This is a genomic window from Prochlorococcus sp. G4PB17 (genome assembly GCF_059772445.1).
Window position 1 is genome coordinate 1,083,355 of sequence record NZ_CM186288.1, and the last position, 13,303, is coordinate 1,096,657.

Consider the following 13,303-nt stretch of genomic DNA (forward strand, 5'->3'; position numbering starts at 1 on the left):
TATTAAAAAAATTGAAAGCGCCAAACAACAAAAAAGGTGGGAATAATCATGGAAAATATAATCCTAGAAAATATAAAGTGCCACATCAAAAAGCAGAAGCCAATAATCTAAATGTCAAAGAATATATATCAAATCAAATAAAGTTATATTATGTTCCTTATGAAGAAGAAGAAGAAAAAGAAACTTATAGTAAAATTTCGAACCAATTAAAAGAGGAAATTAACCAAAAGATTTTTGAAGCTTGTCAATTACATTCTGAAGGAAAAATTCTGGAAGCCGAAAAATATTACAAAGATATTCTCGATCAGGACATTATACATCCAAGCGTACTAACAAATTATGGCTTAATCAATTCTTCTAAAGGTAAAAATGATAAAGCAAAAGAACTATATATGAAATCTATAAAATATTTTCCAGATAAACCCGATGCTTATATTAATATGGGTCAATTACAAAAAAAACTTAATAAAAATAGAGAAGCATTAGAATATCTAGTTCAGGCAATAAGAATAAAACCAGATTGTGCAGAATCTCATTTAATTCTATCTAACATTTTAAGTGACTTGAATCAAGAAAATGAGGCAAAGATATCAATCAATAAAGCTATTGAGTTGAAACCAGATAATGCTGAAGCTTTTCATACTTTAGGAAGTATCAATCAAAAAATAGGTAATGTCATAGAAGCAGAAAAAGCTTATCGTAAAGCAATTACATTAAATCCAGGTATAGCAGCTGCATATGCAAACTTAGGTGGAATATTGAAATCTCGAGGAGAATATAAAGAAGCAGAGAAATATATTCTAAAAGCAATTAAAATAAAACCAAATTCAAAAGAAGCTTACAATAATCTTGCAGGAATATATCTTGATAATGGTGATTATACTTTGGCTGAAAAATATACAAGAAAAGCAATAGAAATTAATAAAAATTTCGCCATGGCTTATACAAATCTAGGCAGCATATTAAATATACTTGATAAAAAAGAAGAAGCTGAAAAAATATTACTTAAATCATTAGAATTAGATCCTAATTGTCCAACAGCTCATTCTAATCTAGGAACCATAATGGAACGCCAAGGGAAAGATATTGAAGCAAGAAAATTATTTAAAAAAGCATCTCTACTAGCTCCAGAAAATCTTAGCTTTAAAATTAATTCGGTACTTTATTTATCTTCAATCCCTTTTAGTAATAAACATATTGAATCAGAGAGAAACGAATATGTAAAGCAAATATCCTTATTGAATGAGAACAAAGATTTAATCTTCAAAGGTCAAATTTTTACTACAAGTATGTTCTATTTAGCTTATCATAATAAGCAAGATGACAAAAATATACTAATGAAATTATCTAAAGTTTTATCTTCAAAGAACGGTATCGTAAATAGAAATTTTAATAAAAATAAGCAGCTCCTTAACTATAAAAAAAGAAAAAATATTCGTCTAGGTGTTTGCTCAGACTATTTATACCAGCATTCTGTAAGCAACTTTTTCGGGAATATCATAAAAAATATTGCTACTGCTGGTATTGAAGTATTTATATTTAGAGGACCTAATGCAAAGGAAGATTCCCATAGCAAATCTATCGATGCACTTGCTACTGAGGTTATACGAATGCCTAGATGCATTCAAAGCTCATGTGATTTGATATTAAGTAGATCAATTGATATTCTTTTTTACGTTGATCTTGGGATGTCTAATTATACTTACTTACTCTCACTATCAAGATTAGCATTAGTACAATTCACCACTCTTGGTCATCCAAATACATCTGGATCAAATGAAATTGATTACTTCATTTCATGTGATGACTATGAAACCAATCACTCAGAAAGTTTCTATTCAGAAAATTTAATAAAATTAAGCAGAATACCTGTAAATTATACAATGCCTAAAATCAATATTACTAAAACTAAATTTAAATTCGAAAGTTTAAATATACCAGATAATTCTTTCTTAATAGGTATACCTCATTCTCCTTTTAAATTTCATCCAGATTATGATTTAGTTTTAGATAAAATATTAGAAGAAATACCACATGCTTTATTTTTCTTTGCAGATGGCATAAAAAAGAATGAAACGCTCCAATTAAAAGAAAGATGGAAAAATAATACAAAATTAATACTTCAAAAAACTATATTTTTTCCTAGAGTTAGCCTAAATGAATTTTTTCAAATAATAAAAGATTTAGATATAATATTGGATCCCTTTTATTTTGGTATGGGAAATACTTTTTATCAGTCAATGTGCTTTAATACACCTGTAGTTACTATGCCTACTAATCATATAAAGTCGAGACATGCATTCGCTGGATACAAACAAATGGGTATCAAAAATCCACCAATTGCAAGTTCACCATCTGAATATATATCAATATGCAAGAAATTAGCTTTCGACCATTCCTATAGAAATAATCTAAAATCACAAATCAATGATGAGTCAAGAAGCCGTATTTTTAATGATCAAAACATTTATCAAGAATATATTGAATTCTTCAATGCTTCACTTGATGCTGCAAAGTCAGATAAATTATTACCGACTAATTGGCAACCTAAATTAGATTTTTAAGTTGCCAATTATTTTGATAGGTTAATTTGTTTTCTGCACCAGTCAATATTATTCAAATACCATTTAACGGTAATTGACATGGCTTCCATAAAATTATATTTAGGGTACCATTTTAACTCTTCTTTTAACTTTGTTGTGTCAACAGCATATCTTCTATCATGTCCTAATCTATCCTTTACATATACTTTAAATCTATTATGTGGAGAATTTGAATTATCATAAGAATCTAATAAGCTGCAAATTATTTCTACAATATCGTCATTACTCTTTTCTTGAGTTCCGCCAATGCAATAGGAATCTCCAACTTTGCCATTTAAAGCAATATTTATTAATGCATCTATATGATCTTCTACATAAATCCAATCTCGTATGTTCTTACCATCTCCATATATCGGAATTGACTGATTTGCTATTGCCTTGAGTATAATAATAGGTATTAATTTCTCGGGAAATTGCCAAGGTCCAAAGTTATTACTTGAATTAGTTACTATTGTAGGAATTCCATAAGTTTGATTCCAAGCTTTAACAAGATGGTCACTAGCCGCTTTTGATGCTGAGTATGGACTGCTTGGATTATAAGGACTTGTTTCTGTGAAAGTCCCCTCTAACCCAAGGGATCCAAAGACCTCATCAGTACTAATATGTATAAACTTAAAAGTTTTTTTTCTTTCGACTGCAAGTGTGTCCCAATAATTTCTAACTGACTCTAATAAATTAAAAGTCCCGATTACATTACTTTCTAAAAATATCTTAGGTCCAGAAATAGATCTATCAACATGAGTTTCTGCTGCTAAATGAAAAATAATATCAGGATTAGTTAAATTAATAGCTTTTTGAGTATCAGAGGAGTTACATAAGTCAGTCTTCAAAATTTGATATTTTTTATTTTCAGAGTTTTCATAAAGAATCGTTGAATTACTTGCATAACTTAGCTTGTCTAAATTAAATACATTAAGTGAAGGCATTGTAAGTAACTTTCGAATTAATGCGCCCCCAATAAATCCTGAACCTCCAGTTACAAGTACTCTATTGTAGGTATTAGAAAAATTCATTTAAAAAATGTTTTCACTCTTATCATTTTAAGAATAATTTAAAATAGATAGTCTTAAAAAAGATTATTTTCTATATTAAAGAAATTGATTATCTCGACCTTGAAGAAGTTTAATCAAGTATTTACCATAACCACTGTTTATTAGATTATTAGCGAGAAGTTCTAATTGTTGATCATTAATCCATCCTTGTCTCCATGCAATCTCTTCAGGACATCCAATTTTTAATCCTTGACGATGTTCAAGAGTACGAATATACAATGATGCTTCTTGCATAGCATCAATTGTTCCTGTATCTAGCCATGCGATCCCTCTCCCCATCATTTGTACATTTAAAAGATTATCTTTAATATATTGTCTATTGAGATCAGTAATCTCAAGTTCTCCTCTTGAAGAAAAAGTTAAATTTTTCACCCTTTCGACAGCTGTATTATCATAGAAGTAAAGTCCTGTTACTGCATATTGGCTAGATGGCTCTTTAGGCTTTTCTTCGATATCTAAAACAGAACCTGAGCGATCAAATTGAACAACACCATAATTCTGAGGATCTCTCACAGGATAAGCAAAAACGGTACCTCCTTTATAATTAGAATCTGCAGAGCGAATAAGAGTTATTAAATCATTTCCATGAAAAATATTATCTCCTAGAGCTATAGCTACATTGCTACCATTAATAAAATCCTCTCCGATTAAAATTGCTTGAGCTACACCTTCAGGATTTTGCTGTGTTGCATAAGTGAAATTAATTCCCCATTGCTTGCCATCTCCTAAAAGATTTTCAAATAATTGAATATTAAAAGGATCACTAATCAATAAAATATCTTGAATTCCACAGAGCATTAAAGTACTAATTGAATAATAAATCATTGGCTTATCATAAATAGGAATCAACTGCTTACTAATCGTATTAGTAAGTGGTGCTAAACGTTTTCCATAACCTCCTGCAAGTAAAATTCCTTTTCTTAATGATGAATAACTCAATTTCATATCCATATATTTTCTCGATTAATAATATAAAGCAATTATATTAGTTCAGATGAAAATAGTTTCAAAAAATTAATTAGCAAACAAATATTCTGCTTCCAAAACTTTTTTCACAAGATAATCAAGATTATCTTGTGTTTGCCTATTATGAATCCCAAGCAATATTCCTGACCTCATTACCATATCACTAACTTCAAAAGTTCCGAATTTATCCCACTTAAATTTACTAGCAACTGGCTGTCTCATAATATTTCCAGTAAATATTGTTCTTGTTTGAATACCAGCCTTTTCTAAAAAAATCTGAATTTCCTTTCTTTTATAAGTTAATTTATCTTTAAATATCAAAGGGAAAGCTAGCCAACCTGTCTTAACATTACTATAGGAACTAGGTGTATAAAAGTTATTAGAATTAGCAAAATTATCTCTTAGAAAATTAAAGTTTTTAATTCTTTTTTTAATATTCAAATCCAATTTGCTTAGTTGAATCAGAGCAAAAGCAGCTGATATTTCAGATGGTAAAAAATTATATCCAAGTTGATCAAAGATATATTTATCATCATAGCTTAAACCATCAATCTCAGATGAAAATCTTCGTTCATAATCTTCTGTTTCACCATACAAACATGATCGTCGTCCCCAACCTCTCAAAGATAAAGCTTGATTATAATATGATAAATTTTCATAAGAAACCATCCCACCAAAACCAGCTCCTGTAATAACGTGTGATGCGTAAAAACTAGTAGTTGAAATATCAGACCAATTCTTCAAATTAGTTTTATAGTTATATCCTATAGTATCAGCAGAATCTTCAATCAATTTGAGTTTATTTTCTTTAGCAAAATAATATAATTCCTGCCAGTTTGCTATATTTCCTATAAGATTGGGGACTAATATAGCTGAAACATTATCTAAATCAATTTGCTTAAGTCTTGATATATTTATCTGTAAAGTTTCCTCTTCTACATCAATAAAATACGGAACAAGATTACTCTGAACAATAGGAGCTATAGTAGTAGAGAAGGTAAGAGATGGAGTAATTATTTTAGAACCTTGCTTTAATTGAAGTGACAATAAAGCTATTAGATTTGCTGACGAACCACTATTAACCATTAAACCATATTCTTTATTAAAAATAGATGAAATTTCATTTTCTAGTCTTTTAACTCGCTCTCCGCCCATAAGAGATAATCTACTTTCTTTTAAAACCTTTATTACAGCATCAATTTCATCTTGAGAATAATCAGCCTCAGCATAAAAAACCTTTTTACGAGTATCTGCTAAATCCACTCTATGACCATAAATAAATAATAATTTTCTTAATCTAGACAAAAAATACTATCAAAACACACAAAAATAACAAAAATCAATAAATGGGGTTAAGATCATTAAAAATATAATTCTAATAACTAAATAGTTTAATAATATGACTTTATTTAAAGATTAAAAAATTTCCAAGCATCAAAAAAAATTAGAAAGTAAAAATCCTTTAAATATATCAAGGTCTTAGACTAAAGAAATGTATAATTTATAAGGGATAGAGCGAACCAAAGTGACCATGAGCGAATTTGAACGAGAAGAACAGAACAAAAGAAAACAGTCAGAAATAAAAGATTTAACAATGAAAGACTCTGCAGAAGTTAAGTATAAAGGCAATCAACTTCTAGATAAATCGAGCAAAATTAGCAAAGAAGAGCTGATAGCTAAAGGAACAAGTCTGCATGCTCAAGGAAATATCTTAGAAGCTGCGAAATATTATCAATATTTTGTTAATCAAGGTTATATAGACGAAAAAGTTTTTGCAAATTTTGGGTCAATTTTAAATAATTTAGGAAAATCAAAGAAAGCAGAAGTTTATACACGAAAAGCCATTAAAATTAAGCCGGATTTTCCTGAGGCTTATTATAATCTAGGATGTATTTTAAAAGACTTAAATAAATTAGAACAGGCTGAAATAGAAACTAGAAAAGCTATTCAACTTAAAAATAATTTTCCTGAAGCTTATTATAATCTAGGATGTATTTTAAAAGACTTAAATAAATTAGAACAGGCCCAAATAGAAACTAGAAAAGCTATTCAACTGAAAAATGATTTTCCTGAGGCTTATTATAATCTAGGTTGTATTTTAAGAGACTTAAATAAATTAGAACAGGCAGAAATAGAAACTAGAAGAGCTATCAAGCTTAAACCAAATTTCATAATGGCACTAAATAATCTAGGTAGTATATTGAGTGATCTAGGCAAATATAAAGAAGCTGAAGATTTTCTTCGTAAATCAATAAACATAGATCCAAATTATGCAATTGCCTACTCAAACCTTGGCAATATCTTAAATAAGATAGGTAAGCCTAATGAGGCAGAAAGATCCATTAGAGAAGCAATTAAGATAGATAAAAATTTAGCAGAAGCTCATTTGAATCTAGGAAATATATTAAAAGACCTTGGCAAATATAAAGAAGCAGAGTTTCATTCCCGACAAGCTATTAAAATTAATCCTGATTTAGTAATTGCTTACAACAATCTGGGAAGTCTCCTACATGAGACTGGAAACCTTAAGGAAGCTGAATATTTTTTTCATAAAGCTACTCAACTTAAGCCTGACTTTGCAGATGCATATTCGAATCTTGGCAACATTTTATACTCTCTAAATAAGTTTAATGAAGCGATTGCTAGTTATAATAAAGCAATTAATTTAAAGAAAGAATATAATCAATGTTTAGTAGGAATAGGAAAAGTGCTTTTAAAACAAGGCAAACATCAAGAAGGGTTAGAAAAACTTAAAGAAGGTGATGGTTATATTTCTTTCAATCTGGAAGAAGGGTTATCAATTAATTAATTATGTTACATAGACAAGAAATAAACCCTACGATTCTATCTCCAAATTTTATTGGCTCTTGGATGATCGAAAAAAGTATATGTGATGAGCTAGTAAATTATTTTGAAAAAAATAAAAACGAGCACATACAAGGAATAACATCAGGAGGTGTAGTAAATTTAAAAGTAAAAGATAGAAAAGATATATCGGTATCACCAAAAGATATAAAAATCCCCAAAAACAAAGTCTTTGCGAAATACTTTGAAAAATTATTTGAATGCTATAAAGATTACTCCCTACAATGGCCTGTTATTAAAACAATAGCTAATAGTATGGAGATAGGTAGATTTAATTTAGGCAGATATATTCCAGGACAACATTTTCAAGAAATTCATACTGAGAGAACAGGATTGTCTACTCTCCACAGATTATTTGCATTTATGACCTATTTAAATGACGTAGAAAGTGGAGGATCAACATATTTTAAGCACTATGATTTGAAAATATATCCAAAAAAAGGTTTAACGATACTCTGGCCAGCTGAGTGGACACATGCACATAAAGGTAACCCTATTAAAGTTGGAGAGAAATATATTATTACAGGCTGGCTGGATTTCCCAACCGAAAAGTCAAATAAAATTAGTTGAATCAAAATTATTTAAAATATTAGGTCAAAAAATTTATTGTAAATATATAGACTAAATAAAAAATTGTTAAATGAATGACAAAATAAAAAAAGAGCTGAGATAATCAACTAAGAATCTTATACAAGCATTGAAATTGGAAAAATGAATGGTTTCGGAAAAAATAAAAAATTAGAATCTGATAAAGATGAAAAATCGTTTAGTAATACTTCTAATGAGAATATTCTTAAGAAAGCATTTGATAACCATTCAAAAGGGAATATTTTACAAGCTGAGAAATATTATAAGTATTTAATTGAAAAAGGTTTTAACAACCCAGGGATGTTTTCAAATTATGGAGTAATTCTCAAACAACGGGGGGATACTAGTAAGGCAATTGATTTATACAAAAAATGTATTCAATTACTTCCTAACAGTTCAGAAACCTATAACAATTTAGGAAACATTTACAAAGATATAGGGAAATTAGACGAAGCAGAAGAAAATCACAGAAAAGCTATAGAGCTTAAACCTGACTTTGCAGAAGCTCATAATAATCTAGCTAACACACTTACAAAGCTTAAAAGAATCGATGAAGCAAAATTATATTTACTAAAAGCAATTGAATTAAAACCTAATTTCTATGAAGCACAAAATAATCTAGGTTCTATATTCATAGATAATGGAAAATTAGAGGAAGCTGAAATTTCACTAAAGAAAGCTATAATAATTAATCCTATGTTTGCTCAAGCCTATCATAATCTAGGATATATATATAAAGAAAAAGAAATGTTGTTAGATGCAGAGGATTGTGAAAGAAAAGCTATTAAATTAAATCCTAATTATGCTGAAGCTTATAACGCTCTAGGTCTAATAATGATGGATCAAAATAAATTTTTAGAAGCAGAAATATTAATAAGAAAGGCTATCAAGATAAGTCCTTATTATTATGAAGCTTATAATAATATTGGTGTGTTATTAATGAATATTGGTAGATTAAAAGAAGCTGAGATAAGCATAATAAAAGGAATTAAAATAAATCCAAATTTTGTTAAATCATACTATGTACTATCAACAATGAAATCGTCAGTCAATACAAATAAATGGGAAAAACTACTATTTACTTCAAAAATATTAGAAAACAAGAATGATAAAGATATAATTGATATTTACTTTGCTAGATCAAATATATTACACAGGGAAAAAAGATATAATTATAGTGCTGAATATCTAATTAAAGCAAATGAAATAAAGCTAAAAATTTTTCCGTCTCAAGCAAATAGACTAATTAAAAAGACACAATCCCTCGTAACTGAATCTAAGAAATTGGAATCCTGCTTCCATAAAATAAATAAATCGCCATTAGCAATTTTCATTGTGGGAATGCCTAGAAGTGGAAGTACACTTATAGAGTCAATTTTAAGTATGAATAAAGATCTAAAAAGTTTAGGAGAAAAAAATTTTTTTGAGAAATCATTCATTGAATGGAAAGAATTTAGTAAAATTAATACTAAATTAAAACTAGCAGAACTATATAGAATGAAAACACAAAATAAGAATAATGTACCAAAAATAACTTCAGATAAATGGCTATACAATTATCAATATGCAGGTATAATAGCAAGTCAAATTCCTAATTCTAGAATCATACATTGCTTCCGGAATCCATTAGATAATATACTTTCACTATTTAGAGCACATTTTAAGAAAGGGAATAGATATAGTTCCAACTTAATAGATTGTGCAAAGGTTTATCTAAACCAAGAAGAAGTAATGCAGTATTACAAAAACAAATACAGATCAATCATATACGATTTAAACTATAATTTGTTAGTAACTAATCCTGAAAAAGAAATATCTAAATTAATTAAATGGCTAGAATGGGATTTTAATGAAACATATTTATCTCCACATTTAAGCAATCGAGCGGTATTAACAGCAAGTAATATACAAGTTCGTTCACCAATAAACTCTAATTCGTTAGAAGGCTGGCGGAATTATAAAGCGACTCTTAAACCTGCATTAAATATATTAAGACAAAGTAAAGCGTATCAGAATTTACGAATTGAATAGTTGCAAACAATATATCATTGTGATATTAATTACATCATATAAAACAGTAGATAAATTAGCTGACTAATCACATAGGTATTATGAAACACTTTAGAAAAAAAAAAGAACAAAAAAGAAGATCAACGAAAACATATCCCATTCAATTCAGTTTTGAAGAAACACAAGAAAATATTAGATTAAATTTAAATACCTTTCAAAAACAATCAAAAAATGAAATTCTTAGTAAGGCATTTGATAGTCATTCAAAGGGACATATTCTGGAAGCTGAAAAATACTATAGGTATTTAATTAAAAAAGGTTTTAATGATCCAGGAATATATTCAAATTATGGAGTGATTCTAAAACGCAGAGGAGATACTGATAAAGCAATAAAGTTATATCAAAAATGTATAGAAATTTTTCCAAATAGTTCAGAAGCATATAATAATTTAGGAAATATTTATAAAGATTTAGGTAAAATAAAAGAATCAGAAAAATATCATAGAAAAGCCATAGATATTGATTCTGAGTTTGCTGAAGCTAATAATAATCTAGGCAACACATTGAAAACGCTTGGTAAACTAGAAGAGGCTGAAAAATATTTCCTAAAAGCAATAAAAATAAATCCAAACTACATAGCAGCTTATAACAATCTTGGAAGTACATTAATAGCTCTTGGAAAATTAAGTGAAGCTGAATTATTTACCAGAAAAGCAATTAAATTAAATACAAATTTAGCAGAGGCTCATATAAATCTTGGAAACATAATGATCGCACTTAATAGATTACACGAGGCAGAATTATCAATTTGCAGAGCCATTGATATTGATCCTAAAAACAAGAAATTCAAAAGTAATCTGTTAGCATTACTAACCATATATGACCCTAAAGAAACTGAGAGGAACAAATTATATAAGATTAATATTGATTATAAGGAAATAAATCTAAATATTGATCAGAAAAGATATATATGTAATAACCAAGTCAAAAAATTATATTTAAAGGGTTTATCTCTATATAATGAAAACCAGTTAGATCTTGAAACACATCTAACCCAAATATATAAAAGCAAAGAACTAGAACTAAATTGCAAAAGACATATGTATATCTTTAATAAGCATAAAGTCATCCCGAAATTTTGTTTTAATTGCTTTAAAGTACAAGTTGAACTAGATTCAGTAATTGACTTAATTAAACTTTATTTAGTATTTAACAGTTTAAAGCTTAAAAACAATAATACTAGAAAATGTTTTATAGAAATGAGACCAAATATTTCTGGGTTTTATAAAGGTCTAATTTATTGTGAAGACTTAGAGGAAGCAAATCAAATATCTAATCAATTAAATTTAGAAATTCAAAAGAATATAAGTATAGATCTGAAATCAAAAGTGAAACATGGATGTTCAGAGTATTCTCTGGAGTATCCTGCGTTTAAAGAAATCAACAAAGATGAAAATAAAGTAATGAGCTATAACAAGAATTGGAGGATATTGGAAGAAGAATTTGATAGAGAGAATAGATTTTGGAGTAAAGAAAAAACCTCGATTAAAGGATTTAATCTAAATAACTTTCTTATAATACGAAACTGGATTGGATATGCACAAATAATTGAAGATAAAACTGTAGAAACAATAACTGATGAGAAAATAAGTTTGCCAAAAAGATTTTTTTCTATAAAAAGAAAAAAAACATATAAAAATAAATAAAATTAGATACACTACTAACACTAGAAGAAGGTTTAATCCTATAATAAATTAGGTTAAGATACTTAGAGGAAATGGAAGAATCTGTAAATGAAGAAAGGAGAAATAAAAACCAAGTAAAAAAATTCCCAGTACCATTTTCTATCGACGAAAATAATCAATATATAAATATAACTACTAATAATTTTCACCCTAAATTAACAAATAAACAACTAGTTAAAAAAGCAGTAAACCTGCATCTCAAAGGCAATCTTCAAGCAGCTGCAAGATATTATCAAGACTGTATTGATAGAGGAATTGATGATGCAAGAGTTTACTCTAATTATGGAACAATACTTAAAGATCTTTTTAAATTAAAAGCTGCTGAAATATTGACCCGTAAAGCTATTAAATTAGATCCTAATTTAGCAATGGCTCATAATAATCTTGGTAATATTTTGAAGGAACAAGGTAATCTAAAGGAAGCTGAACTATCTATAAGAGAAGCAATTAAAATAGATCCTAAGATACCCTTAGCACATAGCAATCTTGCACTAATATTAAAATCAACTGGAAAGTCAAAAGAAGCTGAAAAATACCAAAAGAAAGCCTTGGAAATAGATCCAAATTCCAATACATTTTTTTACTATTCTGGATGCTTATTTGAAAATAATAAATATGAAAATATTTTGAAAAATCTCGAAAATGCAATAGATTTGGCAGAGAATGAACATGAGAAAGCTTATATATATTCTGCAATGGAATCAACAATTAAAGAAAAAAGTATATCAATAAATGATTCTAATATTGTTGAATCAGAAGAAACGAATGTTCTAAACGATAAAAAAAATAATAGATTAATTATAAATAGACCAGTTGAAGATAAATTATTATCTCATTTATATAGTATAAAGAAAAAAGCCCTCGATGATACCGGTGATATTAGATATGGAGATGGTTTCTGTTATGAAAATTTTAACTTTTTTGAGGAGGATACTTCATCAATTATATCAAATTTTAAAAATGATATAATAAAGATTTGCAAGAAAGAATTAGGTGTACAAAAAATATTTATAAGTGAATCATTTTTTAATATTTTCAAATCTGGTTCTGGCGCAAATCCACACACTCATATTGGCGAAAGAGATGAATATTTTAAATTAAGTAAATACAAGTTTTCATTAATTTATTATCTTGATATTGGTGATCAAGCAGGTAATGATCCTGGAATACTTAAATTAACAAATCCCGAGGAAAATATTTTACCCGTTAAAGGTATGCTGCTCATCATAGGTGCAGGAAGAAAGCATTCAGTTTCATATAAAGGCAATAAAGACAGAGTGATAATTGGTACTAACTTCTATGGCTTCTAGGATAAATATACTGAAACTAAATGAAGTATTATCCTTAATTAATTGTATCCAATCTTATAGAAGTAATAAATTTTAAAAAGAAGATATTATAATTTAAAGATCAAAAAAATAAACACTATTTATTATAAAACTAAATTAATAGCCACAAAGAATTAAAAATATAC

At 28.0% G+C, this 13,303-nt stretch carries 9 protein-coding genes; 6 read left to right on the forward strand and 3 right to left on the reverse strand.

What is annotated here, in order from left to right; all coding sequences use genetic code 11:
- Window positions 1-11 precede the first annotated feature (11 nt).
- Window positions 12-2,564 carry a tetratricopeptide repeat protein gene (locus AC6EJB_RS06495; protein WP_498490534.1) on the forward strand — a complete coding sequence of 851 codons (2,553 nt, stop codon included), beginning with the start codon at window positions 12-14 and terminating at the stop codon, window positions 2,562-2,564.
- Window positions 2,565-2,572: 8 nt separating this feature from the next.
- On the opposite strand, the gene rfbB is transcribed toward AC6EJB_RS06495, so the two are convergent.
- The 3 genes from rfbB to AC6EJB_RS06510 all read right to left on the reverse strand — a co-directional run bounded on the left by rfbB (window position 2,573) and on the right by AC6EJB_RS06510 (window position 5,926).
- Complete coding sequence (gene rfbB, locus AC6EJB_RS06500; protein ID WP_498490535.1) at window positions 2,573-3,616, reverse strand: dTDP-glucose 4,6-dehydratase; 1,044 nt, start codon at window positions 3,614-3,616, stop codon at window positions 2,573-2,575.
- A gap of 75 nt (window positions 3,617-3,691) precedes the next feature.
- Window positions 3,692-4,606, reverse strand: a complete 915-nt coding sequence (gene rfbA / locus AC6EJB_RS06505) for a glucose-1-phosphate thymidylyltransferase RfbA (protein ID WP_498490536.1) — start codon at window positions 4,604-4,606, stop codon at window positions 3,692-3,694.
- Between the two features lie 63 nt (window positions 4,607-4,669).
- Window positions 4,670-5,926: a DegT/DnrJ/EryC1/StrS family aminotransferase gene (locus AC6EJB_RS06510; RefSeq protein WP_498490537.1), complete on the reverse strand. Its 1,257-nt coding sequence runs from the start codon at window positions 5,924-5,926 to the stop codon at window positions 4,670-4,672.
- 226 nt (window positions 5,927-6,152) lie between these two features.
- Between AC6EJB_RS06510 and AC6EJB_RS06515 the strand changes: the two genes are divergently transcribed.
- From AC6EJB_RS06515 to AC6EJB_RS06535, 5 genes are all read left to right on the forward strand, one after another.
- Complete coding sequence (locus AC6EJB_RS06515) at window positions 6,153-7,430, forward strand: tetratricopeptide repeat protein (protein WP_498490538.1); 1,278 nt, start codon at window positions 6,153-6,155, stop codon at window positions 7,428-7,430.
- A gap of 2 nt (window positions 7,431-7,432) precedes the next feature.
- Window positions 7,433-8,056 carry a 2OG-Fe(II) oxygenase gene (locus AC6EJB_RS06520; protein ID WP_498490539.1) on the forward strand — a complete coding sequence of 208 codons (624 nt, stop codon included), beginning with the start codon at window positions 7,433-7,435 and terminating at the stop codon, window positions 8,054-8,056.
- A gap of 141 nt (window positions 8,057-8,197) precedes the next feature.
- Entirely contained in the window at window positions 8,198-10,105 is a 1,908-nt protein-coding gene (locus AC6EJB_RS06525) for a tetratricopeptide repeat-containing sulfotransferase family protein (RefSeq protein ID WP_498490540.1), read from the forward strand.
- Window positions 10,106-10,185: 80 nt separating this feature from the next.
- Window positions 10,186-11,790 carry a tetratricopeptide repeat protein gene (locus AC6EJB_RS06530; RefSeq protein ID WP_498490541.1) on the forward strand — a complete coding sequence of 535 codons (1,605 nt, stop codon included), beginning with the start codon at window positions 10,186-10,188 and terminating at the stop codon, window positions 11,788-11,790.
- A gap of 71 nt (window positions 11,791-11,861) precedes the next feature.
- Window positions 11,862-13,139 carry a tetratricopeptide repeat protein gene (locus AC6EJB_RS06535; protein ID WP_498490542.1) on the forward strand — a complete coding sequence of 426 codons (1,278 nt, stop codon included), beginning with the start codon at window positions 11,862-11,864 and terminating at the stop codon, window positions 13,137-13,139.
- The last annotated feature ends 164 nt before the right edge of the window (window positions 13,140-13,303 follow it).